Origin of the sequence: Marinobacter sp. C7 (assembly GCF_022343555.1) — a bacterium.
GTDB lineage: Bacteria > Pseudomonadota > Gammaproteobacteria > Pseudomonadales > Oleiphilaceae > Marinobacter.
Genome location: NZ_JAKQZH010000006.1, coordinates 44775 through 69258, shown reverse-complemented (window position 1 = coordinate 69258; position 24484 = coordinate 44775). Strand labels below are relative to the sequence as shown.

General features: G+C 58.3%; 19 protein-coding genes and 1 tRNA gene. 17 read left to right on the top strand and 3 right to left on the bottom strand.

The window, feature by feature from the left end:
• Positions 1 to 171 precede the first annotated feature (171 nt).
• From recA to MD273_RS17900, 4 genes are all read left to right on the top strand, one after another.
• Positions 172 to 1218 (top strand): recombinase RecA, encoded by a 1047-nt coding sequence (gene recA / locus MD273_RS17915; protein WP_239039157.1) that lies wholly within the window; start codon positions 172 to 174, stop codon positions 1216 to 1218.
• Between the two features lie 237 nt (positions 1219 to 1455).
• Positions 1456 to 2859 (top strand): aminotransferase-like domain-containing protein, encoded by a 1404-nt coding sequence (locus tag MD273_RS17910; protein WP_239039156.1) that lies wholly within the window; start codon positions 1456 to 1458, stop codon positions 2857 to 2859.
• A gap of 114 nt (positions 2860 to 2973) precedes the next feature.
• On the top strand, positions 2974 to 4362 hold the full coding sequence (gene ccoG / locus MD273_RS17905; protein WP_239039155.1) for a cytochrome c oxidase accessory protein CcoG: 1389 nt from the start codon (positions 2974 to 2976) through the stop codon (positions 4360 to 4362).
• 169 nt (positions 4363 to 4531) lie between these two features.
• Positions 4532 to 4993 (top strand): flavodoxin family protein, encoded by a 462-nt coding sequence (locus MD273_RS17900; protein ID WP_239039154.1) that lies wholly within the window; start codon positions 4532 to 4534, stop codon positions 4991 to 4993.
• On the opposite strand, the gene MD273_RS17895 is transcribed toward MD273_RS17900, so the two are convergent.
• Positions 4990 to 5367 carry a PilZ domain-containing protein gene (locus MD273_RS17895; protein ID WP_239039153.1) on the bottom strand — a complete coding sequence of 126 codons (378 nt, stop codon included), beginning with the start codon at positions 5365 to 5367 and terminating at the stop codon, positions 4990 to 4992. The genes MD273_RS17900 and MD273_RS17895 overlap by 4 nt on opposite strands.
• A gap of 249 nt (positions 5368 to 5616) precedes the next feature.
• Here MD273_RS17895 and MD273_RS17890 point away from each other — a divergent pair, with 249 nt between their 5' ends.
• Genes MD273_RS17890 through MD273_RS17880 form a run of 3 tightly spaced genes read left to right on the top strand, consistent with a single transcriptional unit; the run spans position 5617 to position 10314 of the window.
• On the top strand, positions 5617 to 8025 hold the full coding sequence (locus tag MD273_RS17890; RefSeq protein WP_239039152.1) for a Lon protease family protein: 2409 nt from the start codon (positions 5617 to 5619) through the stop codon (positions 8023 to 8025).
• 39 nt (positions 8026 to 8064) lie between these two features.
• Positions 8065 to 8685 (top strand): response regulator FixJ, encoded by a 621-nt coding sequence (gene fixJ, locus MD273_RS17885; protein ID WP_239039151.1) that lies wholly within the window; start codon positions 8065 to 8067, stop codon positions 8683 to 8685.
• A 51-nt stretch (positions 8686 to 8736) separates the two neighbouring features.
• Positions 8737 to 10314, top strand: coding sequence for an ATP-binding response regulator (locus MD273_RS17880; RefSeq protein WP_239039150.1), 1578 nt, complete (start codon positions 8737 to 8739; stop codon positions 10312 to 10314).
• Between the two features lie 2 nt (positions 10315 to 10316).
• On the opposite strand, the gene MD273_RS17875 is transcribed toward MD273_RS17880, so the two are convergent.
• On the bottom strand, positions 10317 to 11192 hold the full coding sequence (locus MD273_RS17875; protein WP_239039149.1) for a MaoC family dehydratase: 876 nt from the start codon (positions 11190 to 11192) through the stop codon (positions 10317 to 10319).
• A gap of 152 nt (positions 11193 to 11344) precedes the next feature.
• Between MD273_RS17875 and MD273_RS17870 the strand changes: the two genes are divergently transcribed.
• Positions 11345 to 12376: an AraC family transcriptional regulator gene (locus MD273_RS17870; protein WP_239039148.1), complete on the top strand. Its 1032-nt coding sequence runs from the start codon at positions 11345 to 11347 to the stop codon at positions 12374 to 12376.
• A 133-nt stretch (positions 12377 to 12509) separates the two neighbouring features.
• Positions 12510 to 12586, top strand: a tRNA-Asp gene (locus MD273_RS17865).
• Between the two features lie 213 nt (positions 12587 to 12799).
• Here MD273_RS17865 and MD273_RS17860 read toward each other — a convergent pair.
• Positions 12800 to 13858 carry an AraC family transcriptional regulator gene (locus MD273_RS17860; protein WP_239039147.1) on the bottom strand — a complete coding sequence of 353 codons (1059 nt, stop codon included), beginning with the start codon at positions 13856 to 13858 and terminating at the stop codon, positions 12800 to 12802.
• 137 nt (positions 13859 to 13995) lie between these two features.
• Between MD273_RS17860 and MD273_RS17855 the strand changes: the two genes are divergently transcribed.
• The 8 genes from MD273_RS17855 (at position 13996) to pepN (ending at position 24355) form a co-directional block, all read left to right on the top strand.
• Entirely contained in the window at positions 13996 to 16059 is a 2064-nt protein-coding gene (locus MD273_RS17855; RefSeq protein WP_239039146.1) for an NADPH-dependent 2,4-dienoyl-CoA reductase, read from the top strand.
• A gap of 181 nt (positions 16060 to 16240) precedes the next feature.
• Positions 16241 to 17488: a DNA repair protein gene (locus MD273_RS17850; RefSeq protein ID WP_239039230.1), complete on the top strand. Its 1248-nt coding sequence runs from the start codon at positions 16241 to 16243 to the stop codon at positions 17486 to 17488.
• A gap of 110 nt (positions 17489 to 17598) precedes the next feature.
• Entirely contained in the window at positions 17599 to 18483 is an 885-nt protein-coding gene (locus MD273_RS17845; RefSeq protein WP_239039145.1) for an NAD(+) kinase, read from the top strand.
• 2 nt (positions 18484 to 18485) lie between these two features.
• Positions 18486 to 19499 carry a metallophosphoesterase gene (locus MD273_RS17840; RefSeq protein WP_239039144.1) on the top strand — a complete coding sequence of 338 codons (1014 nt, stop codon included), beginning with the start codon at positions 18486 to 18488 and terminating at the stop codon, positions 19497 to 19499.
• A 34-nt stretch (positions 19500 to 19533) separates the two neighbouring features.
• A complete protein-coding gene (locus MD273_RS17835) occupies positions 19534 to 20388 on the top strand; it encodes a rhomboid family intramembrane serine protease (RefSeq protein WP_251068362.1) in 855 nt (284 codons plus the stop codon).
• Positions 20389 to 20560: 172 nt separating this feature from the next.
• The gene (locus MD273_RS17830; RefSeq protein ID WP_239039142.1) at positions 20561 to 20854 is read left to right on the top strand and encodes a YeaC family protein; all 294 of its coding nucleotides are present in this window, start codon (positions 20561 to 20563) and stop codon (positions 20852 to 20854) included.
• Positions 20851 to 21690, top strand: a complete 840-nt coding sequence (locus MD273_RS17825) for a DUF2797 domain-containing protein (RefSeq protein ID WP_239039141.1) — start codon at positions 20851 to 20853, stop codon at positions 21688 to 21690. The genes MD273_RS17830 and MD273_RS17825 overlap by 4 nt, the downstream gene beginning before the upstream one ends.
• 22 nt (positions 21691 to 21712) lie before the next feature.
• Positions 21713 to 24355 carry an aminopeptidase N gene (pepN, locus tag MD273_RS17820; protein ID WP_239039140.1) on the top strand — a complete coding sequence of 881 codons (2643 nt, stop codon included), beginning with the start codon at positions 21713 to 21715 and terminating at the stop codon, positions 24353 to 24355.
• The last annotated feature ends 129 nt before the right edge of the window (positions 24356 to 24484 follow it).

Genomic DNA, 24484 nt, shown 5'->3' with positions numbered 1-24484 from the left:
TTCTTGATCGGGTTCACGGGACAAGGGGTTGGTCTCCCCGATCGCTTGTGTTTTAATACTGTTCAAATATACAGGGAATCTGCTGGATGAATACAGTGGTTTCCTTTCCGGATTCCGCTGCCAATACCTCGGAATGGCTTGGCAGCCCAGTCGACAAGGGGTTTTGCACCGATGGAAGACAACCGCAAGAAAGCACTGAGCGCAGCACTGAGCCAGATTGAACGCCAGTTCGGCAAGGGTGCCGTCATGAAGATGGGGGATCAGCCCCGTGAAGCCATTCCTGCGGTGTCTACCGGATCCCTGGGGCTGGATGTGGCTCTGGGTATCGGTGGTCTGCCTTATGGTCGGATCTGCGAGATCTACGGTCCAGAGAGCTCCGGTAAGACCACGCTCACCCTGCAGGTGATTGCTGAAGCCCAGAAGGCCGGCAAAACCTGTGCCTTCGTGGATGCCGAGCACGCGCTGGATCCGGTCTACGCCGAAAAACTGGGTGTCAACGTCGACGACCTGCTGGTGTCCCAGCCGGACACCGGGGAACAGGCCCTGGAAATCGCGGACATGCTGGTCCGCTCCAACGCCATTGACGTGATCATTGTCGACTCCGTTGCCGCGCTCACGCCGAAGGCGGAAATTGAAGGTGAGATGGGCGACAGCCACGTTGGTCTGCAGGCCCGTCTGATGTCCCAGGCGCTGCGCAAGCTGACCGGTAACGTCAAGCACGCCAACTGCCTGATGATCTTCATCAACCAGATCCGGATGAAGATCGGCGTCATGTTCGGTAGCCCGGAAACCACCACCGGCGGTAACGCCCTGAAATTCTACTCCTCCGTGCGCCTGGACATCCGCCGGATCGGCTCCGTGAAAGAAGGCGATGAGGTGGTCGGTAACGAGACCCGCGTCAAGGTGGTGAAGAACAAGGTCTCCCCGCCGTTCAAGCAGGCCGAGTTCCAGATCATGTATGGCAAGGGCATCTACCACATGGCCGAAGTACTGGATATGGGTGTCAAGGAAGGCTTTGTGGACAAGTCCGGTGCCTGGTACTCCTACAATGGCGACAAGATTGGCCAGGGCAAGGCGAACGCCTGCAAGTTCCTGGAGGAGAACATGGACATCGCCAACGAAATCGAAGCCAAGGTCCGTGACAAGCTGATGCCCAAGCCGGAAAAGAAAGAGGCTGCCGCTGAAGCGCCGGCGGAAGCCAACGGAGAACTGCTCTAAAGTTCCGTTTGTCGGGGGAGGATGCCGTTGCGCGACAGGTGACCGTCGCCCACGCGCCTTTCCCGACGACCCGCTGATACGGAAACGACAAGATCAACACGATCTCAAGCCAGCCTGTGTGTACCACCCTTCCGTCGGTCATTACCTATATTTGCACCTGCCTGGATGACGCTTGCATCTCCGGTGAGTGCAGGTGTAAGAATTTGAAATAAATCGGGACAGAAATGAGACCGTTAAATGACAGGCGAATATCGCTATCAGCAGCTTGAAAGCTGGCTGTTGCAGGGGATTGTTGAGCAGCGTTGGCGGCTGGGCGAGCGCCTGCCTTCAATCCGGACGCTGTGCAGGGAACAGAAACTGTCCAAGGCGACGGTTCAACACGCGTTACAGAGATTGGAAGCCCAAGGATTAATTGAGGCTCGCCCGAAAGCGGGGTACTTCGTTGCCCTGCAGCCGGATGGGGTAAAACAGCCTGTCAGTCGTGCCCGTATCGAAGCCCCGCGTCCGGTTAATGTCAGTGATCTACTGCTCGATATCATGGGGCGGAGTGCTGCATTCGATCTGTTGCCGGATTTGCACAGTGGCGACCTTCCTCCAGGCATAGTGACGTTGAACCGGTCGATAGGGCGCGCGCTTCGACGGCAAAAAGGCGAGGACTATCAGTACTACGATGAGCCCGCCGGATTTCACGGTCTTCGAGAGCAGTTGGCTCTGCACCACGGCAGGCGAGGCTGGACTGTATCGCCGGATGAGCTCTGTATCACCTCTGGTTGCCAACATGCTCTTTTTCTCGCGTTGATGGCGTCGTGTGAAAGAGGGGATGTAGTGGCGGTGGAGTCCCCCGGATTCTATGGCGTCTTGCAGCTACTGGAACAGCTCGGCCTGCGGGTGGTGGAAGTCCCGACATCCCTGGAAACAGGTATGGATATGGACGCCCTCGAAGAAGTGCTGGAGCGCTGGAAGGTGAGGGCGTGTATTGTCTCGCCGTCGTTCGCGACGCCTGGCGGAGCTCTGATGCCGGAGGATGGTAAGAAGCGCCTGCTTGCGCTGGCGGAGCGGCATGACCTGGCGGTGATTGAAGACGATATTTACGCTGACACCGCGCTGGGCCGGGCACCAGATCCTCTGAAAGCTCTGGATGTTGATCATCGTGTAATCCTGTGCAGCTCCTTTTCAAAATGCCTGTCGCGGGATATACGGCTAGGGTGGATCTCTGGTGCTCGTTGGCACGATCGGATTCTGCACCTGAAACTTGTTACCCAGTTGGCCAGCAGTCGCTATCTCCAGCAGGGGGTGGCGGATTATATGGCCGATGGCTCTCTTTCATCCCACCTCCGGCGTCAGCGCCATGAACTGAGGGCCAATCGGGACAAGCTGATTGCCTCACTCCAACTCTGGCCGGTTGAGGTTCGGGTGAGTACCCCCCGAGGCGGGCTGGCGGTCTGGGTTGAATTGCCGGAACACGTCGACACGCTGTCTTCGTATTTGCCGGCTCTGCAGGCCGGCGTGATTATTACACCCGGCCCACTGTTTTCAGTTTCTGGTCAGTTCGGCAACTGTCTACGGATCAGCTATGCGCATCCCTGGAGCGCCTCGCGAACCGAAGCCCTTGGCCGATTGCCGGAGCTCTTGCTTGGTTAGCATACAGCCCAAGCTGTACCTATCTACTTTAAATTAACTGGGCCTGTGCCCATCAGTATGCAAACGCTACTCTCGCCGACATATCAAATGTCCAGGTGTCGGGGAGAATGTCCGATGAGCACTTCCATTCCAGTTCGCAATCTTGCCACTGATGCGGTTGCGGGTAGCAAGATCCACCCCCGAAAGTTCCGTGGATTCTTCCGACGCATAAGAATCGCCGGGGGGGCGCTGCTCTTCATCCTGTTCTTCGGAACTGTATGGTTATCCTGGGGCGGCCGGCAGGCCGTACTCTGGGACCTGACGGAAAAGCAGTTCCACATTTTTGGTAGTACCTTCTGGCCGCAAGACCTGGTTCTCTTGTCTGCCATCCTGATCATCTGCGCTTTTGGGCTGTTCTTTCTGACCGTCATGGCCGGGCGGGTCTGGTGTGGTTATACCTGCCCCCAAAGCGTGTGGATGTGGATATTCATGTGGGCAGAGAGGGTTACGGAAGGCGATCGCAATCAGCGCAAAAAACTCGATCAGGCTCCTTTGTCCGTAGCGAAGCTCTGCAAACGTACAATCAAACATGGTCTCTGGATTGTTCTCAGCCTCGCGACCGCTGTTACCTTCGTCGGCTACTTTACGCCAATTCGCGAACTGGTCACGAACATATTAACGCTCGAGGTGAGTGGGGCCGCCGCATTCTGGGTGTTTTTCTTTACTGCCGCCACGTACCTCAATGCGGGTTGGCTTCGGGAGAAAGTATGCGTACATATGTGTCCCTATGGTCGGTTCCAGTCGTCCATGCTGGATAAGGATTCGCTGGTAATCAGCTACGATGCTGCACGAGGGGAGAGTCGAGGCGCTCGCAAGCCCGGTTCGGATTATTTGTCACAGGGCCTCGGTGACTGTATCGACTGTCATATGTGTGTCCAGGTGTGCCCCACCGGGATTGATATTCGTGATGGTCTTCAGATGGAGTGTATTGGCTGTGCGGCTTGCATTGATGCGTGCAATTCCATCATGGATAAGATGGGGTATGCGACGGGACTTATTCGCTACACGAGTGAAAGGGCTCTGCAGGAGGGTGGCCCGCTGCGAATTTTCCGGCCCAGGTTGGTTGCGTATGGCGTGCTGCTGGTTTCATTTATTGCCATTCTGGTGTGGGCAATGGTGTCGCGGCCGATGGCATCCTTTGACGTGACCAAGGACCGTGGTTTGTTCCGTTACAATGACTATGGACAGATAGAAAACAGCTACGTACTGACCGTTCTCAATAAGAGCCATCACGCTCAGGCGTTTACACTTTCGGTATCGGGAGTGGCCGGACTGACATTAATAGACGATACCCGGTTCTATGTCGGGCCTGGTGAGCGGTTGGAACAACCGGTGTCTGTTGCTGCAAACCCCGACGAATTACAATCTTCCCTTGTCGATATCAAATTCCGTTTGAATGCAGCAGAGGATCCAGGTGGAGATCTGGTTCAGGAAAGCGTGTTTACGGGAGCCAGGCAACAGTAGCCGTGATGTGGAGTAGTGATTGCTGAAAACCGGGGCCGCTTTCGCCGGCCCGTTTTTTTGCGGGTTGAGGTCGCCTCTATTATTGACTCTGATGTCCTGGCGGTACTCGAATTGGGGCTTCACTTTCGGTAACTCCCGACGGGATCGGGAACGAAGAGGATAAGATGCCATGAAGCGACTGCTGATCGTTGCCCACGCGCCTTCCCCGAACACTCTCCGACTTCGGAACGCCGTCGAAAACGGCGCCCGCCACCAAGACATCGAGGCGGTCGAGGTGGTGGTCAAAGCGCCACTGGACGCCGGTCCCGATGATGTCCTCGGCTGCGATGCCATCATCCTGGGTACCACCGAAAACCTGGGTTACATGAGTGGGGCGCTGAAAGATTTTTTCGACCGCAGCTACTATCCCTGCCTTGAGCAGACCCAGGCCTTGCCCTTTGCTTATTACATCCGTGCCGGGCACGATGGGACCGGCACCAATCGGGCTATACAGAGCATCACCACCGGATTGCGATGGAAGCTCGTTCAGGATCCATTGATCTGCCGCGGAGAATATCGCGACGCGTTCGAGGAGCAGTGCCGGGAGCTTGGACTGTACGTGGCAGCGAGTCTGGATGCCGGGCTGATCTAGCTGGCGAGTCGGTTGTAAAAACCTTCGATTCGGGACAGGGCGTTGTCCATGGCCCGGGAGTAAGCCCTTTTGTCCAGGCAATAGCTGAACTGGACGCTGACCCGATACCCGGCCTGAAACGGCTGGCAATCGACGACCCGAGCGCCGACCCTTGACTCGTTGATGTATTTCCCCTGCAGGTCCAGAAGCAGCCGCGCCCCGGTAACCATCGGTCTGGGGCACAGCACCGCCATACCGTAACGGTTGAGATCAAGGCAGGTAACCGCGATGGCATTCCTGCCACCGCCAAACAGGCGTCGTTCCTGTAAGCACACCTTCAGGCATGAGGCCGGGTAGCGATCCTTGATTCTTCGATCTGCGGAACCATGCGTCATAACTGTGCATCCGTTGCGTTTCTTGTCTTGTGCTGGCCTGAACCGTGGCCGGGAGTAGAAGTTTAGTGCCCGGACCGGCGCCTGAAAAATAACCAGCCGTTGATTTGTGCGCTGGTTAACAAAACCCGACCGAGCCCCGATCGCTAAAACTTCGGCCGAAACGCGACATGGCGGCCCGCAATATCTACAATGGGCGGCCAAACAACACGATAAATCACCAACGCATTCTGACTGTTACAGGAACACAAATTGAAGTCATTGCCTCTGCATCAGCTGTACAAGGCCTGCGTACTGAAAGACCTGCCGTTCAAAACCACCCGGCAGTTGGAACCCCTGGCGGAGATTGTTGGCCAGAACCGTGCACAGGAAGCCGTCCGGTTTGCTCTGGCAATGCCTCACGGTGGCTACAACGTCTATGCGGTAGGACGTAACGGGCTGGGCAAACGTACCATGATGCTCCGCTATCTGGAGCATCATGTTGATACCGAACAGCAGAGTCATGACTGGTGCTATGTCGCCAATTTTGAAGAGCCGCGAGTGCCAAAGCTGTTACAGCTGCCTGCCGGCAAGGGGACCCAGCTGAAGCAGGACATGGAAAAGCTGATGGCCCGTCTGGTCAAGGTCATTCCCCAGACTTTTGACAGTGACAGCTTCCTCGAGCGTTCCGAGCAACTCAAGAACGAGTATGCCAAGAAGCAGGAGGACGAACTCGAGAAAGTCGCTGCCCAGGCCAAGCGCAAAAAAGTGCGACTGACGGTCTCGACGCCGGGAGGCTATCGGCTGGTGGCGATGAACGGCGATGAGCCTCACACGGCGGAAACCTTCCAGGCCCTGACCGAAGAGCAGCGCGACAAATTCGAAGACTCTATCAACAGGCTTGAGAAAAGGCTTCGCCAGGCCTTGCGCAGGATTGCTGACTGGGAGCAGGAGTATGCCGAGAATCAGCAGGCCCTGAACCAGGAGACCCTGGAGAGTATTTCCGGTCACCAGATTGATGAGCTGGAGGAGAAGTACAAGGACCTGCCGGACGTGGTGGGTTATCTGGAGGCCGTGCGTACCGATCTGGTGGAAAATCTGGACATCTTCCTCGAGGACAACGATGAGCAAGCGGCCATCGCCTATGCCTCTTTGGACAAGAAGATGCCCCGCCGGTATCTGATCAATCTGCTGGTGCACCAGAAAACCAACGAAGTGCCGGTAGTGGTCGAGGACAATCCCACGTATCACAACCTGTTTGGGTACGTCGAAAATGTCACTTACAAGGGCACGGTGTTCACCGACTTCTCGCTGATCCGGCCGGGCAGTCTGCACCGGGCCAATGGCGGCTATCTGCTGATGGACGCCATCAAGGTCCTGGAGCAGCCGTTTGTCTGGGATGGTCTCAAGCGGGCATTGCGTTCACGCGCCCTGCAGATCAATTCCCTGGAGCGGGAGATGACCCTGTCCGGAACCATTTCCATCGAGCCCGAGGCGGTACCGCTGGATGTGAAGATTGTCCTGTTCGGGGACCGGGAAACCTGGTTGCTGCTGCAGGAGTATGACTCCGAGTTTGCCGAACTGTTCCGGGTGACGGCGGACTTCGAGAACGAGATGTACCGCACCGACGACAGCCAGCTGCTGTATGCCAAGTTCATCGCCAGTCTGGTGGTGGAAAAGAAGCTGCTGCATTGCACCAACAAGGCCGTGGCGCGGATCATCGAACATAGCGCGCGGATGGCGGAGCACCAGAATCGTCTGTCGCTGCACGCGGCCGACATCGCCAACCTGCTGCGCGAATCGGATTTCTGGGCCCGCCAGGCCAAGGCCCGTCTGATCACCGAGGTTCATGTCGAGCGGGCACTGGAGAGCGCCCGCTACCGCAGCAGCCGGATCCGGGACCAGTTCTACGATTCGATCCGCGATGGTTCAACCCTGGTAACCACTACCGGCAGTTGTGTGGGCCAGGTCAACGCGCTGTCCGTATTGTCTACCGGGGGCTTCGAATTCGGTCTTTCCAACAGGGTTACGGCAACCTGCTACTATGGAGATGGCGGTGTCATGGACATCGAGCGTGACGTGAAGCTCGGTGGCAACATCCACTCCAAGGGAGTGATGATCCTTACTTCCTGGCTGTCGTCACGGTTTGCGGTCGAGGATCCGATGCATCTCTCGGCCAGCCTTACCTTTGAGCAGAATTACGGCGAAGTGGAGGGTGATAGCGCCTCCCTGGCGGAGCTGTGTGCCCTGGTTTCTTCGCTCTCGGGTGTACCGGTGCGGCAGGATCTGGCCATTACCGGATCGGTTAACCAGTTCGGGGAAGTGCAGCCCATTGGCGGCGTGAACGAAAAAGTGGAAGGTTTCTACGCGACCTGTCAGATGAAGGGCGGGCTCACCGGAACCCAGGGAGTGGTCGTGCCCGCCACCAATGTCCAGAACCTGATGCTCGACAGCGAAGTGGTCCAGGCCGTCCGGGATGGCCGGTTTGCGGTCTATGCCGTGTCCCACGTGGAAGAGGCCATTGCCTTGTTGCTTGGCTGCCCGGCCGGAAAGGCCGACAAGAAGGGTCGGTACCCGAAGCAGAGTGTTTTTGGCATTATCCAGCAACGGCTTGAAAAAATGCGTGAACACGAGCGGCAGGAACACGCCAAATACGAACACAAGGATCCGTCAATTCACTGACCGGACAAGACAAGAAAACGGACAGGAGAGAACACACCCATGACTGATATCCAGCAGGCGGTATACGTAGTAGAGGACGACGAGGCGGTGCGGGATTCGCTGGAGCTGCTGTTGAAATCCGACGGTAAGCCAGTGAAAACCTACGAGAGCGCCAATGCTTTTCTCAAGGATTATTCCGACCAAATGGCCGGCTGTATCGTGCTGGATATCCGGATGCCAGGTATGGATGGCATGGAGCTGCAGAAGAAGTTGAACGAGAAGCACTCTATCCTGCCGATCATCTTTGTTACCGGTCACGGTGATGTCCCGATGGCGGTAGATGCCATGAAGGAGGGGGCCGTTGACTTCATCCAGAAGCCATACCGCGAGGAGGCGTTGCTGGAGAAGATCGAGGCGGCCCTGGAACAGGATCGTGAGCAGCGCAAATCCCTGGACGAGAAACAGGAAATCATCCGTCGCATCAAGAGCCTCACACCCCGGGAACACGAGATCATGGACCGCATGATTGCAGGGCAGGCGAACAAGGTGATCGCGATCGAGCTGGAGATCAGTCAGCGCACGGTGGAGATACACCGTTCCCGGGTCATGCACAAGATGGGCACCCATTCCCTGGCCCATCTGGTTCGTATGGTCTTGTCCGTAAAGGACCTTATCGACTAAACGGGGTGGTGCCGGCATCATAGCCGGACGTTTCTAATCGGCCACGTTTGTATGACTGAAGCTGTCAGTGAGAACTCCGAGGTGACGGTTTTGCTGGTTGATGACAACCCGCAGAACCTGAAAGTCCTCTACGAAACCCTGAAAGACAAAGGTTACCGGCTACTGATTGCCAATGAAGGCGAGAAGGCCCTGGACCTTGCCCACCGGCATCAGCCGGAAGTGATCCTGCTGGATATCATGATGCCGGAGATGGACGGTTACGAGGTGTGCCAACGCCTCAAGGCTGATCCCCAGACGGCCGATTGCGCTGTGGTGTTCCTGTCCGCGCTCGATGATTTGCAGGCCAAGGTCAAGGGGTTCAGTCTCGGCGGGGCCGATTATATATCCAAACCTTTCCAGTCCCAGGAAGTCATTGCCCGGGTCAAGACCCATGCCCGGGTCATCCGGCTCGAGCGCGAACTGCAGGCCCGTAACCGGGAGCTGCAGGGCGATCAGACCCGTATCCTCAACTCCATCAATGAAGGCATCTACGGGCTCGACGAGAACGGTATCATCGAGTTTGCCAACCCGGCCGCCGGTCACATTGCCGGTGTTCCGGTTGAAGAGCTGATCGGCCGGAATTTCTTCAATACCCATTTTGCCACTGCCTCGGACAGCCCGGACGGGCTTCCGGTGCAGATGACCTGCCGCCAGGGCCAGGCGGAGGCGCAGAGGGATATCCGGATGTTGCGAATGGACGGCTCCGGTTTTCCGGCCGAGTACCGCGCCACGCCGAAGCTGGATAACGACGAACTCCACGGTGCTGTTGTGGTGTTCCGCGACATCACCGCGGAACTGGAGAGTGAGAGGGAGCTTCAGGAGGCGCGGGAACTTGTCCAGGAGCAGCGTGACCAGCTGGCCCATACTTCGCGCCTGACCACCATGGGTGAAATGGCGGCCGGTTTCGCCCACGAGGTGAATCAACCCCTTACGGCGATTACCAATTACGCCCGTGTCGCCAAGCGTATGATGGGCAAGGAGTCTCCGGATCTTCCCCTCTTGCAGGAAACCCTCGACAAGATCGAGGCCCAGTCTCACCGGGCCAGCGAGATCATACGCCGGATCCGCCGGTTCATGAAGAAGCCGGCGACCGGCAAGGAAGTGTTGTCCGTGCCTGCGCTGCTGGAAGATACCCGTCAGTTTGCGGAGGTGGATATGCGCAACAACGAGGGCGGTATTGAGGTGACTGTCGACGAGGATCTGCCGGAAGTTCTGGCCGATCCGATCCAGGTTCAGCAAGTTGCCCTCAACCTGATCCGCAACGCGCTTGAAGCAACGCGCTCGGCAGATTCCTCGGTACCGGTTGAAGTGAGTGCCCACCTGGCGGGAAATAGCTGCGTTCGGGTTGAAGTCCGCGACCATGGCGTCGGATTGCCGGAAAGCGCCGAAGAAAAGCTGTTCCACCCTTTCTACACCACCAAGGATGAGGGTATGGGGATCGGGCTGGCAACCTGCCGTTCACTCATCCAGGCCCAGGGCGGTGACATTGGCTTCGAGCGCCCCGAAGGCGGTGGCGCCCGATTCTTCTTCACTTTGCCGGTTGCCGGTGCCGAGGGCGAGCCCTGTAGGGCCCCGGACAAAGCCGGTTAACGTCAGAGCCAGTCGATGCGCCCGCTCAGGTGCGGCGCGTCCCCATTGCTGTTCAGGAGCTGGTAGTCCCAGCCCGCTTCCCCGGTATGCCAGTTCAGTTGCGCAGTGCCCGGCAGGAACAGGGGCTTCTTGAATTGACAGCTCACTCTCAGGGCGCCATCCCTCCAGCCTTCCTGCTGCTCCAGCAGCGCCAGTACCCGGGCTTGACTCCACATGCCATGGGCAATGGCCCTCGGAAACCCGAACGCCCTGGCGGTCAGGGCGTGCATGTGAATGGGGTTGCGGTCCCCGGAAACCGACCCGTACTGCCGTCCGATCGATTCAGGTGCCTTTAGGGTCACCGTCTCCGGATAACGTTCCAGTTCCGGTGGCGTCGGTTTGGCGCCGGGCTTGCTGTTGCCGTGTTTTCGGCGGAAAAGGTTGGTGCTGGTCTCTTCCCAGACCAGCGTTCCGGCAGAGCGGGCCTCGGTAACCAGGTCAAATTCGATACCGCGGTCGGTGCGTTGCTGGTTGGCGAGCCCGACGGTGAGGTCCAGGGATTCGCCCTCGCCAATGGGGCGTTGCTGGGTGATGGTATTGCGCAAATGAACCAGGCCCAGCAAGGGGAGGGGGAACTCCGGCTCGGTGAGCAGCTTGAGGTGCAGCGGGAAAGCCAGGATGTGTGGCCAGGTTATCGGGGTGTGGGTATGCTGACCGAAACCGCAGACCTCCCTGTAAGTTCGCAATTGGCGGGTGATGGTTGAGGCGCCCAGAAGATGTGCTTCAAGTGCCGGAATTTCAGGCTCTCCCCCCGCGCCCGCCTGTTTCGGAAGCAGGGCTTTTGCAAACAGCGGCACCAGTGGCGGTGGTGTGTGGTGGAAAATCAGTGGGTTTGGCATGGTGCAGGTCTCCTTGTGGCCTGATATGCTCTAATATAAGACGATGGTCTTAGAGTCTGGCAAACCCGTCCAGAACAGGCATTGACTTGGCGAGCCCGGCCGGTTGTCCGACCGGTCAAGGTAGTACCCATAAAAAATAAAAGCGGGATCATATGCAGGAACTTCGTGACGCGGGAGTGATGTTGCGCCTGATTTACGAGGCAATGAAGAAACGGGGTATCGATACCGATGCCATCTTCAGTCGCCTGGGCGTAGATGAAAGTTACGTATACACCGATCAGTTGCGCACGCCTCACAGTGCTCAACTTTACTTCTGGCAGGCCGTTGAGGACGTGTCGGGTGATCCGGACGTCGGGTTGCATCTCGGGCCGTTGCTGCCTGCCTACAAGGGGCAGGTGCTCGAGTACCTGTTTCTCAGCAGTCCAACGTTCGGCGAAGGCCTGCGCCGGGCCCAGAACTACCAGCGCCTGCTGAGCGATGCGGCCAATACCGACTTTTTCATCGAGGGCGATAACGCCTGTATGGTGCTGGACGCCGCTTCTGATGCCGTCCGCCGCCTGAAGCACTTCAATGAATGCTTTGTCCAGGGCCTGATTACCTTTTTCCGGTCCGTTACCGACGACAACTTCTACCCCTCGCGCATCGAGTTTGAACATGAGCGGGAGGAAGGGCAGGAACACGCCCGGGAGGTTCTGGGCTGTGATGTGGTGTTTGGCGCCCCAGAGAATCGTCTGTATTTCCCGGCCAAGCTCCTGTCCCATGCATCTCCCCATGCCGAACCTGAACTGCTCGATCTCCATGAGCGCTTTGCCAGCGAGCAGGTCGCGCGTCTGGAAAAGAAAGACATCGTGGGGCAGGTGGAGCGGATTGTCGCCGAGTTACTGGACAGTGGCGAGGTGACCCTCGATGCGGTTGCCGAGCGCCTGGGCATCAAACCTCGGACGCTCCGGACCCGGTTGACCGAAGCTGAAACCAGTTTCAACCAGGTGTTGGCGGATTTCCGTTACCGCCTTGCCAGGCAGTTGCTGGCCACCACGGACGAATCCATCGACGAGATTGTCTATCTGACCGGTTTCTCCGAGCCCAGTACCTTCTATCGGGCTTTCAAGCGCTGGTCCGGGATGACTCCGATCGAGTACCGCAAGACAGCCCAGGGTAAAGACGCCCTGGTCGACGCCATGTAAGAAAACTTTTTCGGACTTTTTTTCAGAAAAAACGTTGACATGATCGGGGGCGTCTTTATAATGCGCCCTCGTTGTCACCGAGCAGCCACAGACAAGGTTGCAAGCCTTACGAGGCATGGGTGATAGCCCACGCGGAGCGGTAGTTCAGTTGGTTAGAATACCGGCCTGTCACGCCGGGGGTCGCGGGTTCGAGTCCCGTCCGCTCCGCCATTTTTTTCTCCCCCCCCCCTTGATTTGTTCCTGACCCGTTCCGGGTCCTGAAATGTTCCTGTCATACGAAGTGTTTACCTTGGCGGTTAAAGTTCGCACGAGGGTAACGTCATGTCTGACTATGAAGAAGAGCTGTTGGAAATCCGCCTGGACGAATGCGAGGACGATGGCGAGTTCATCGACGACGCCACGGAGCTTTAATCCGGTTTCCGCTTAATCCTCTGCTTCTCTGTGTGCCTGCATTTGCCGCCGATGTTCGCCGGGGCTGACGCCGAACCAGCGCTGGTAGGCTTTGTGAAAGGCCGGCGGATTGGCAAACCCCAGTAACCAGGCAATCTCCGACAGGGAGCTGTTGGTTTCCTTGAGATAATCCAGTGCCAGCTGTTGTCGGGTCTGATCCAGTAGCAGCCGGAAGTTGGTGCCCTCTGCCGCCAGCTGCCGCTGCAATGTCCAGGGGGAGGTGCCGAGCCGGGCCGCAACCGTTTCCAGCCCCGGTGTTTCCCCGCGGAACAGGGGTGTCATCAGGTGCCGCACCCGGTCCGAGGTGTTCCAGCCCCGCTTGATCCTTTCCAGTTCGCGTTCGCACATCATGCAGAGTTGCTCGTGCATGGCCGGGTGCGCCTGGCTGCTCGGTTGGCGCCAGGCACCGTCCTTGAGCGTCAGGCTGTTATCTGCGGCGCCGAATTCCACCGGGCAACGGAACCAGCTTTCAAAAAGGTCGTCGAGGCCGATTGAGGGGTATTCGATGCGCACCTTCTCAAGCACGTCATAACGCCCGCTCAGGGACCTTGCCAGTTGGGTCCAGGCCGCGAGCACCGAGTCCACGACGAAGTAGTTGAATCGGTTGTAGGGGCGGATCGAGTAGAAGCGGACCTCCCGCTTGTCGGGGTTGGTGTCAGGATGGCCGCGACTGTTCTGGCTGGTCAGCCGGGAATAACGGACCAGTCTCACCAGTGCCTGTCCAATGGTCGGCGCGGTCTCCGCCGCCAGGCCGGCCAGGCCGGCGTCCACCGGGCGGGATAAAGCCCCCATCCGCAGTCCCAGCGCTCGGTTGCCGGTCAGCTTGATGGCTGCCTCTCCCATCCGCATGAAACGGGGGATGCTGATCCTGGCTTCCGGGGAGGCCAGGGCGGTCTCATCCAGGTTGAATTGCCTCGCCAGCGCCTCGTGATCTGCGCCTTCCTCCGTCGCAGCACGCAGCAACACCGAGACGTACAGGAGGCTGATGTCGCCGAGGGCGTTGCGGTTGTCAGGCTTTGGCGGTGTTCTCACGGGGCATTCCTGCTCGGATGTCATCTAAGGATAACATAAAGTTGTTTGAGGATATTGAGAGCGGTCGGCGGGATCGCTACTTTGTGGCGTATAACGAAAGACGGCTGCAAGGCTGCTGCCAATATGAGGAGATCAAGATGACCGCAACACCGGGCACGCAAAAATACCCCAACCTTCTGGAACCGCTGGATCTGGGCTTTACCCGTCTCCGGAACCGGACCCTGATGGGCTCCATGCACACCGGCCTGGAGGAAGCCAAAAACGGCTTTGATCGCCTGGCGGCGTTTTATGCCGATCGCGCCCGCGGCGGCGTCGGCCTGATTGTGACCGGTGGTATTGGTCCCAACGAAGAGGGTGCGGTCTTCCAGCATGCGGCCAAAATGAGCACCGAGGAAGAGTCCGATCGGCACAAGGTGATCACTCAGGCAGTGCACGAGGCCGATGGCAAGATCTGCATGCAGATTCTCCATGCCGGTCGCTATGCCTATTCGCCGGCATTGGTGGCGCCGTCGCCGATCCAGGCGCCGATCAACCCGTTCAAGCCCAAGGAGCTGGACGAGGAGGGCATCGAGAAGCAGATCAACGACTATGTGAACTGTGCTGCACTGGCCCAGCGGGCGGGTTATGACGGTGTCGAGATCATGGGCTCCGAGGGATACTTCATCAATCAGTTCATTGTCACCCACACCAACCAGCGTACTGATCGTTGGGGTGGCAGCTACGAAAACAGGATCCGCCTGCCGATCGAGATTGTCCGCCGGGTCCGGGAGCGGGTCGGTGAGAACTTCATCATCATCTACCGGCTGTCCATGCTGGACCTGATCGAGGATGGCAGTACCTGGGAAGAGGTGGTCCACCTGGCCAAAGAGATCGAGAAGGCGGGTGCCACCATCATCAACACCGGCATCGGCTGGCACGAAGCTCGTGTGCCCACCATCGCCACGTCGGTGCCGCGTGGAGCGTTCACCAAGGTGACGGCCCGGTTGAAGGGGGAAGTCGGGATTCCGCTGGTGACAACCAACCGGATCAACATGCCCGATGTGGCCGAGAGGGTTCTGGCCGAAGGGGATGCCGATATGGTCTCGATGGCCCGCCCGTTCCTGGCAGACGCGGATCTGGTCCTGAAGGCGGCTGAAGATCGGGCCGACGAGATCAACACCTGCATCGGGTGTAACCAGGCGTGCCTGGATCATACCTTCAGCGGCAAGCTGACTTCCTGCCTGGTCAACCCCCGAGCCTGCCACGAAACCGAGCTGACCTACGTGAAGACAGCCAATCCGAAGTCCATCGCCGTGGTTGGCGCCGGCCCTGCCGGTTTAGCGTTTGCGACCGTGGCAGCCGAGCGGGGTCACAAGGTCACCCTGTTTGATGCCGGCAGTGAGGTTGGCGGTCAGTTCAATGTCGCCAAGAAAATCCCGGGCAAGGAAGAGTTCCACGAGACTCTCCGCTACTTCCGGGTGATGCTCGACAAGCACGGTGTGGACGTCCGTCTCAACACCCGGGTCAGTGCCGATGACCTGAAGGCCGGGGGCTTTGATGAGGTGGTACTGGCCACCGGCGTTGAGCCAAGGGTGCCGGAGATCGAAGGTATTGATCACCCGAAAGTGATCGGCTACCTGGATGCGCTGCTTGAGCGCAAACCGGTAGGCCAGAGGGTCGCGGTCATTGGTGCCGGTGGCATCGGGTTTGACGTGTCCGAGTTCATCGTGCATCGGGGCGCCTCCGCTTCCCTGGACACCAACGAGTTCATGAAGGAGTGGGGTGTTGACCTGAGTGTCGGGCACCGCGGTGGCATCCAGGGAGTGACCCCGGAAGTACCGGAGCCCGCCCGAGAGGTTTACCTGCTCCAGCGCAAGGCGTCAAAGGTCGGTAAGAATCTGGGCAAGACCACCGGCTGGATTCATCGTACGTCCCTGAAGAACCGTCATGTGCAGATGGTTCCCGGGGTGTCCTATCGCAAGATTGATAACGATGGCCTGCACATCACCGTGACTCCGAAAGGTGCCGAGAAAGGCGAGGACAAGGTGCTGCCCGTGGACACCATCATCGTCTGTGCCGGCCAGGAGCCTCTGCGGGAACTTCAGGCTGGTCTGGAGGCTGCGGGACTTCCTGTTCACCTGATTGGTGGCGCCGATGTGGCGGCTGAGCTCGATGCCAAGCGGGCGATCAATCAAGGCAGCCGGTTGGCCGCGGAAATCTGATCACAAAACGTTGCAGTTTTTATCTGTCCATCGAAATTTGTCTGGCTAGACTATTGGAAAGCCTACGGTTATCCGTAGGCTTTCTGGTATTGGTGCATGCCGCTGGATGCATTTTCCGATGGAACGCTCCGGGGATGCTGAGCGTGTGGGTGTCCAATTTCTGAATCCTGGAGATGGAATGATGGTTTCTGCCGATCAGGCAACCGATGGCTACTCAGCCGTGTTTTTTATGGAGGAAGGGCGTATTGCCCGACAGATGCGCGCTACCGAGTTTGGCGCGTTCCTCGATGGTTATGTCGGTTTGTCGGACCTGGCGGAAACGGACGTGAAGGCGGTTCTGATCGAGCTCGGGGGCGACCTGCTGGTACGCTCACTGGTGTTCTTCAGGATCTGGTTCGATGACGAAGGACGCGCCGACACCAGCTGGAACATTCCCATTGAAGCGCTGGCGAAGGAGGGTGCCAAGGGGCCGGATATGGGGGCGGGACCCATTCGTCTGGTGTGTCGTAGCCAGTGTCCGGATCCCAAATACGCCAACGAGCTGTGGGATCCGGATATGACGCCGGGAAACAATCATTTTCTCGCTATCCGCAAGGCGGTCGAAAGCAATACCCTGAGGTTTCAGAAGGTGGAACCTGTCGAGGAAGAGATCCCTGTCCTCAAAGCCAAGGAAGAGCCGGCAAAGGAGAAGGACGACGACTCACAATCCCCCGCGGACCGCGCGCGGCTGGCACAACTGATTCGTGAGCAGCGGCTGCGTATCAAAACCCTGCAGAGTGTGCATCGGGACTCCCTGGCGGATCTTCAGCGTGAGCACCGCAATGAAATGCAGTCCCTGCGCAGTGAAATGGCGGAGCTGGAGCAGAAGTACGAGCGTCAGCGACTGACCAGTGAGCAGTTGAAGAAGCGGCTCTCCGAGCGCAACGAACAGTATCTCTCCATACAGGAGCAGATCGGGAACGTTGACGAAGAGAAGAAGCGGGATGATGCCAATGTCGGTGCCGAGCTGGTTCTCCTCCGGGAACAGCTTGAGCGCAAGCAGCGTGAACTGGAGATGCGTGATGAAAAGATCGTATCCCTGGAGGAAGAGAATCAGGAGTTGCGCCACCGGGAGCCGCCGGAGAACTCCATCCTTGATCATCTGCGCAAGCAGTCGGTCTTTCTAGTGGCCTATCATGCCGGCGTGGGCCATGTGACCCTGCCGTTCGAGGACATTGATACTTATTTCAACAATCCTGTGGCCTATGCCGCGGATCGCTGTGGCATGAATGAACCGGCTTACCGGGAATGGCTTGAGCATTACGAAAACCCGGTGTGCCGCCACACCGACGAAAACGGTGATCCGTGCGCTGAACCCATCATGCGAGTCAGCCAGCCGACGGAATTCCGTCCGGGGGTAGATGACCGCTGTGAGCAGCACCAGAGCTGATCCTCGCATCTTTTTTCAGAATCCTGCTGACTTTCGTTACACTGTACGCCATCGTTGCAGGGTAGCGGAGATGCTTCGCCCTGCTGCATCCCGGGAGCACAGGAATTTTCATGGATCAGTTCAGGAATATCGGCGTTATCGGACGGATGGGCAGCGTCAAGGTGGTGGAGACGCTGAGACAGCTCAAACAGTACCTGCTTGCCCAGAACTACCAGGTCATCCTGGAAGAGGACACTGCAGGAATGGTCCCAGGCCATGGCCTGCAGGTGGCCAGCAAGAAACTGCTGGGCGAGATTTGCGACCTAGTGATTGTTGTCGGTGGTGACGGTAGCCTGCTGGGCGCTGCCCGCGAGCTGGCCAAGTCCAAGATCCCCCTGCTGGGGGTAAACCGGGGACGCCTCGGGTTCCTGACGGACATATCCCCTTCGGACCTGGAAGAGCGCCTCGGGAAGGTGCTGGAAGGGGAGTACATTGAGGAAACCCGCTTCCTGCTTGATGGTAACGTTGAGCGTAACGGCCAGCCGCTCGGATTCGGCAGTGCCCTGAACGACGTAGTGTTGCATCCGGGCAAATCCACACGGATGATTGGCTTTGACCTGTTTATCGACGGCCACTTTGTTTACAGCCAGCGATCCGATGGCCTGATCGTATCCACTCCTACAGGTTCCACGGCATATTCTCTGTCAGCCGGCGGGCCGATCATGCATCCGAAGCTCGATGCCATCGCACTGGTACCCATGTTTCCCCATACCCTGAGCAGTCGCCCGATCGTGGTGGACGGCAAGAGTGAGATCAAACTGGTGATCGGAGAAACCAACGAGACCTACCCCCAGGTCAGTTTTGATGGTCAGATGAACATTTCCTGTGCCCCCGGAGATATCATCCGGATCACCAAAAAGCCGTTCAAGATCCGCCTGATCCATCCGACGGATCATAACTTCTATGCCACCTGCCGTGACAAGCTTGGCTGGGCAAGTGAAATCGCAGCGAGCTGATCATGGCTGGTAAGAGTTCCTCCGCAAATCGCGGTTTCGATATCATCGGCGACATTCACGGTTGCGCCCACACGCTGGAAAAGCTTCTGGACCAGATGGGTTACCGCAAGGTCAACGGTGTCTACGAGCATCCCCGTCGCCAGGCCATTTTCATTGGCGACATCATTGACCGGGGGCCGCGTATCCGCGAAGCCCTGCACCTGGTCCGGGACATGGTTGAGCATGGTTCCGCACGGATCGTCATGGGCAACCACGAATACAATGCCCTGGGTTATTGCACCCGTGCGCGCCCGGGCAGTGGCAAGACCTGGCTGCGGGAACATAATCCGCGCCATGATCGACTGATCAAGGAAACGCTTGAGCAGTTCGATGCCCACCCCTACGAATGGAACGAGTTTCTTGAGTGGTTCTACACTATCCCCCTGTTTATCGAGGAAGAGGATTTCCGGGTGGTTCACGCATGCTGGGATGGTGATCTGATCGAGAAGTTCAAGCAGGTTCAGGATGGTGCCTGTATCGACGAGGATTTCCTTCATGCCTCGGCAGCCATAGAGTCTTTCGCCGGACAGGTGATGGATACCCTCCTGCGGGGCACAGACCTGCGGCTGCCCGAAGGCATGTCCATTACCGGCAAGGATGGCTACGTGAGGGAATTTTTCCGGACCAAGTTCTGGGCGGATAACCCCCACACGTACGCCGATGTGGTGTTCCAGCCCGATCCCTTGCCGCCGGAAGTGGCCCGACGTGTGCTGACCGATCACGAACGCAAGCAGCTGATCAGTTACCCGCTGGATGCGCCGCCGGTCTTTGTCGGCCATTACTGGATGGAGGGACCGCCTGCGCCGCTGAAGTCCAATGTGGCCTGTATCGATTTCAGTGCCGTGAAGTACGGCAAGTTGGTTGCCTACCGGTTTGATGGCGAACGGGCACTTTCACAGGACAAGTTTGTCTGGGTAGATGTGGAGCGGCCAGAGGCTCCCGAGTACCCCACCAGTGAAGACAGTGTTGCGCGCTAACGGTGGGGAAGCCCCCCTGATCATGAGGTGAGAATTGTATCGGGTAAAGCAGTTGGATACCTCGGTGAACCTTGCTGACTTCAGTCGCTGGCTGGGGGATCAGGGCGTGGAGCACCGGATAACAGAAGAAGGAGGGCAGCAGGTGCTCTGGCTGGCTCATGCCGAGCATGCCGAGCCGGTGCTGGCGGCCCTCGAGCGTTACCTCGCGGAGCCCGGCCTGAGGGAAGCGGTGGCAAGCCAGAATCGTTCTCCAGCCTTTGTGGGAGGGCGCTGGCAGCCTGCGCCTCGTCACGCCCCCTTGGTCCTGGGGCTGATCGTGTTTGCGGCCGTGATGGTCTGGCTAACCGGCATGGGCTCCAATCAACTGTCCGCCGCATTAATGGTGGTGGACCCCCGTGATTTTGACTGGACCATCTTCAACGGCCGCGTTGAAGCGCTTATGACCACACTAGCCAGCGGTCAGGTCTGGCGCCTGATTACCCCGGATTTCCTGCATTTCAGCTGGACCCACATCATTTTCAATTCGGTGATGCTCTGGTTTCTGGGCAGTCAGGTCGAGTGGTTTGACGGAAAGGGTCGGCTCATTGCCCTGTTCCTGGTAACCAGTCTGTTGTCCAATGGTTTGCAGTACCTGGTGTCCGGGCCTTTGTTTGGTGGGCTGTCCGGCGTGGTGTACGGGGTTCTCGGCTATTGCTGGCTGAGCCAGCAGCGGGCGCCCCGGTTCCAGTTTCCGCCCGCGCTGGTGACTTTTGCGGTGATCTGGATGGTTCTCGGTTTTACCCCATTGCCGGAAATGCTCGGTCTGGGCAGGATGGCCAACGAGGCCCACCTGGGTGGCTTTGTCGCCGGATTGCTCTGTGCGCTGGTTTTGCCCGTAAGGAAAGGGTGAGTGGATAAAAAAGCCCCGCCAGATGGCGGGGCGTAAAGAGAGCGTTTAGCTCCTGATGAGAGAGACCAAATGATACGACCGTTGTCATTTGGTGTGCTAATGATAATTATTATCGTTTGCGTCTGTCAAACGATTCTGCCGATTTTTATAAAGGTTTTTTCAGGAGAGCCGAATGACTTACGAAGAGCTGATCGAAAGACTGGATCCGGCGGTGTACCGGAACCTCCGCCAGTCCATCGAGCTGGGCAAGTGGCCGGATGGTCGCAAGATGACCGCGGAACAGCGCGCTATCAGCCTGGAAGCGGTGATTTATTACGAGAACAAGCACAACGTTCCTGAAGACGAGCGGGTGGGGTACCTGGACCGCGGCAGCAAGGCAGGAACTGCCTGCGATCCATCCGTCCGGCTCAGCTCCGGCCAGAACCAGGATATCGATCCGGACCAGTTCGTAGAGGTCAAGTCTTGAGCGAAGCCATTGATGTCACCGGCCGGCTGCGCAAGATGCCGGTTGAGGCCGGGCAGCCGGTCTCCTACACCATCGCCGTGGGAGATGCCCGGGTTCCGCTCAACGATCTGATCGGCCACTCCATCAGGATCGAGTTTGATGGGGTTATCCGCTGTATCCATTGTGACCGCAAGACCAACAAAAGCTTCAATCAGGGGTACTGCTACCCCTGTTTCCGAAAGCTCGCAGCCTGTGACAGCTGTATCATGAGCCCTGAAAAGTGTCATTACCATCTGGGCACCTGCCGGGAGCCGGAGTGGGGGGAGGCTAACTGCATGGTGGAACATGTGGTGTACCTGGCCAATTCTTCCGGGCTCAAAGTCGGTATCACCCGAGCTTCCCAGGTGCCGACCCGGTGGATTGACCAGGGCGCGGTCGAGGCCATTCCCATGGTCCGGGTCCGAACCCGGTATATCGCGGGTCTGGTAGAGGTGGCGTGCAAGAGCCACGTCACCGACCGCACGAACTGGCGCGCCATGCTCAAGGGCGACGTGCCGGAACTGGATTTGGTGGCTGAGCGGCAGAAGATGCTGGCGGCGATTGCCACGGATATCGCCGAGTTGCGTGAGGCGCATGGTGACGACGCCATTCGGGAAGTCGATGAATCCGGGCTCGGGCTCAGTTATCCGGTCGAAGTCTGGCCGTCGAAGATCAAAACCCATAATCTGGACAAGACACCGGAAGTGGAAGGGGTATTGGAGGGCGTCAAGGGCCAGTATCTGATTCTCGATACCGGCGTGATCAATATCCGCAAGTTTACCGGGTATGAGGTCCGCTTCCGGGCCGATGCCAGCTGAACAGAATTCGGTGGAGAATGTAATGCGTAGCAATCAGCCACAAACCATTTACCTGAGCGAATACAAAGTACCGGCGTATCTGGTTGATCACGTGGACCTCAGGTTTGAGCTCTTCGAGGATGGCGCCCGGGTACACAGCACCCTGTCGGTGCGCCGGAATCCCGATTCCGGGGAGGCCAGTGCGCCTCTGGAGCTGGATGGTGATAGCCTCAAGCTCGAATCTGTCGCCCTTGATGGCGCCGAGCTGTCGTCGGGAGATTACGAGGACCGGGGTGATCAGCTGGTCATTGCCTCGGTGCCCGCGCAGTTCGAACTTTCCGTCGTAACCTGGATCGAGCCCCAGAACAACACCCGCCTCGAAGGCCTGTACAAATCTTCCGGCATGTTCTGTACCCAGTGTGAAGCCGAGGGCTTCCGCTGTATTACCTTCTTCCCGGACCGCCCGGACGTCATGGCCCGTTTCAGGACCCGCATCGAGGCGGACAAATCCTCGTATCCGGTGCTGCTGTCCAACGGCAATGACATAGACCGGGGCGAGCTTGATGACGGCCGCCACTTTGTCACCTGGGAGGATCCGTTCCCGAAACCCTGCTATCTGTTCGCACTGGTGGCTGGTGATCTGGTGGAGAAGCGGGATATTTTCCGAACCTGTTCCGGTCGTGACATCGATTTGCGCATGTATGTGGAGCCGCGTAACGCAGAAAAGTGCGATCACGCCATGGACTCACTGAAGCGGTCGATGCGTTGGGATGAAGAGGTCTATGGCCGGGAATACGACCTGGATATCTTCATGATCGTGGCTGTTGATGATTTCAACATGGGCGCGATGGAGAACAAGGGTCTCAATATCTTCAACTCTTCCTGCGTCCTGGCCAGTCAGGACACTGCCACTGATGCCGCATTCCAGCGAATCGAGGCCATTGTTGCCCATGAGTACTTCCACAACTGGTCGGGTAACCGGGTCACCTGCCGTGACTGGTTCCAGTTAAGCCTGAAGGAAGGGTTCACCGTGTTCCGGGATTCGCAGTTCTCAGCGGATATGGGATCGCCGACGGTGAAGCGGATTGAGGACGTCACCCTGCTGCGCACGGCGCAGTTTGCCGAAGATGCCGGCCCGATGGCGCATCCGGTGCGGCCGGCTTCCTACATGGAAATTTCCAACTTCTACACCCTGACCATCTATGAAAAGGGCGCTGAAGTGGTGCGCATGATCCATAACCTGCTCGGTCCCGAAATGTTCCGCAAGGGCAGCGACCTGTACTTCGAGCGCCACGATGGTCAGGCAGTCACCACGGATGATTTTGTCCGGGCCATGGAAGATGCCTCAGGCCGGGACCTGGGCCAGTTCCGTCGCTGGTACGAGCAAGCGGGGACCCCGGTGCTCAATGTCTCGGACGAATTTGATGAAGAGCAAGGCGTCTATCGCCTGACCGTCGAGCAGCACATTCCGGATACCCCGGGCCAGAGCAACAAGAAACCGCAGCACATTCCCTTTGCCCTCGGCCTGTTGGGGAGCCGCGGTGAGGCACTCCCGCTCAAACTCGAGTCGGACGAGGGCAATGCTCCGGCCGAGCGGGTCCTGGAGCTTACCGAAGCGGTTCACACCTTCGAATTCCAGGGCATTACCGAGCGCCCCGTGCCCTCCCTGCTTCGCCATTTCTCGGCACCGGTCCGGGTGAATTATCCGTGGTCGCGCGAGCAGTTGCTGTTCCTGATGAGTCACGATCCCGATGGCTTCAATCGCTGGGATGCCGGTCAGAGGCTGGCCGTTGATGTCATCCAGTCACTGGTGGGTGCGCCCCGGGACGCAGCCGTCGAGCCACGACTGGTGGCGTCATACCGGCACCTGATCTGTGATTCCTCCCTCGATCAGGCCCTGGTGGCCAAGATGCTGCAGTTGCCGTCAGAGGCGTACCTGATCGAACTGGCAGATAACGCCGATGTTCCCGCCATCTACCGTGCACGGGAGCGGGTGCTCAAGCACCTTGCGATTGCACTGCGGGATGAGCTGGTTGCCTGTTATCGCCGCAATCTTGAATCCGGTGACTACGAGCTTGCTCCAGAGGCGATCGCCCGGCGGAGTTTACGCAACACCGCCCTGGCGTGGCTCCTGATGATCAATGATGAGGAAGGGCGTGAGCTCGCCGTTCGTCAGTTCCGTGGTGCCGATAACATGACGGACCGCATGGGTGCTCTTCGGGCCCTTGTGAATTCCGATTACGAGGAGGACCGTAACCTGGCGCTGGAGGAGTTCTACCAACAGTTCAGGGAGGACCCCCAGGTCATCGAACAGTGGTTCTCGGTCCAGGCCTCCAGTGATCGCGCGGGCCAGTTGCCGCAGATTCATGCCCTGCTGGCGCATCCGTCCTTCGACTGGAAGAATCCGAACAAGGTCCGGTCGGTGGTAGGCGCGTTTGCCGGCCAGAACCTGGCCGCCTTCCACAATCCGGATGGTTCGGGCTATGACTTCCTGGCCGAACAGGTGTGCCGGCTGGATGACAGCAATCCCCAGATTGCAGCACGCCTGGTCACGCCCCTGACCCGGTGGCGGAAGTTCGCGCCGGAGTATCGTGAGCAGATGAAAGCAGCACTGGAGCGCATCCGGGATAAGGCAGGTCTGTCGCGGGATGTCTACGAAGTGGTACACAAAAGCCTGGCGGGCTGAGCTGCCGGTGTCCGGCTGTGATTGTAAAAGTGTGGTCACAGCCGGATACAAAATCGCACTTTCGGTCGATAGACAATGTTGCCCGATCCGTTAATCTGGTTGAAAGTCTCCAGTACCGCGAGACCAAAA

Excerpts from the sequence above, each read along its gene's own strand:
- recA (WP_239039157.1), top strand. The coding sequence starts at position 172 with ATGGAAGACAACCGCAAGAAAGCACTGAGCGCAGCACTGAGCCAGATT.
- MD273_RS17910 (WP_239039156.1), top strand. The coding sequence starts at position 1,456 with ATGACAGGCGAATATCGCTATCAGCAGCTTGAAAGCTGGCTGTTGCAG.
- ccoG (WP_239039155.1), top strand. The coding sequence starts at position 2,974 with ATGAGCACTTCCATTCCAGTTCGCAATCTTGCCACTGATGCGGTTGCG.
- MD273_RS17900 (WP_239039154.1), top strand. The coding sequence starts at position 4,532 with ATGAAGCGACTGCTGATCGTTGCCCACGCGCCTTCCCCGAACACTCTC.
- MD273_RS17895 (WP_239039153.1), bottom strand. The coding sequence starts at position 5,367 with ATGACGCATGGTTCCGCAGATCGAAGAATCAAGGATCGCTACCCGGCC.
- fixJ (WP_239039151.1), top strand. The coding sequence starts at position 8,065 with ATGACTGATATCCAGCAGGCGGTATACGTAGTAGAGGACGACGAGGCG.
- MD273_RS17880 (WP_239039150.1), top strand. The coding sequence starts at position 8,737 with ATGACTGAAGCTGTCAGTGAGAACTCCGAGGTGACGGTTTTGCTGGTT.
- MD273_RS17875 (WP_239039149.1), bottom strand. The coding sequence starts at position 11,192 with ATGCCAAACCCACTGATTTTCCACCACACACCACCGCCACTGGTGCCG.
- MD273_RS17870 (WP_239039148.1), top strand. The coding sequence starts at position 11,345 with ATGCAGGAACTTCGTGACGCGGGAGTGATGTTGCGCCTGATTTACGAG.
- MD273_RS17855 (WP_239039146.1), top strand. The coding sequence starts at position 13,996 with ATGACCGCAACACCGGGCACGCAAAAATACCCCAACCTTCTGGAACCG.
- MD273_RS17850 (WP_239039230.1), top strand. The coding sequence starts at position 16,241 with ATGGTTTCTGCCGATCAGGCAACCGATGGCTACTCAGCCGTGTTTTTT.
- MD273_RS17845 (WP_239039145.1), top strand. The coding sequence starts at position 17,599 with ATGGATCAGTTCAGGAATATCGGCGTTATCGGACGGATGGGCAGCGTC.
- MD273_RS17840 (WP_239039144.1), top strand. The coding sequence starts at position 18,486 with ATGGCTGGTAAGAGTTCCTCCGCAAATCGCGGTTTCGATATCATCGGC.
- MD273_RS17830 (WP_239039142.1), top strand. The coding sequence starts at position 20,561 with ATGACTTACGAAGAGCTGATCGAAAGACTGGATCCGGCGGTGTACCGG.
- pepN (WP_239039140.1), top strand. The coding sequence starts at position 21,713 with ATGCGTAGCAATCAGCCACAAACCATTTACCTGAGCGAATACAAAGTA.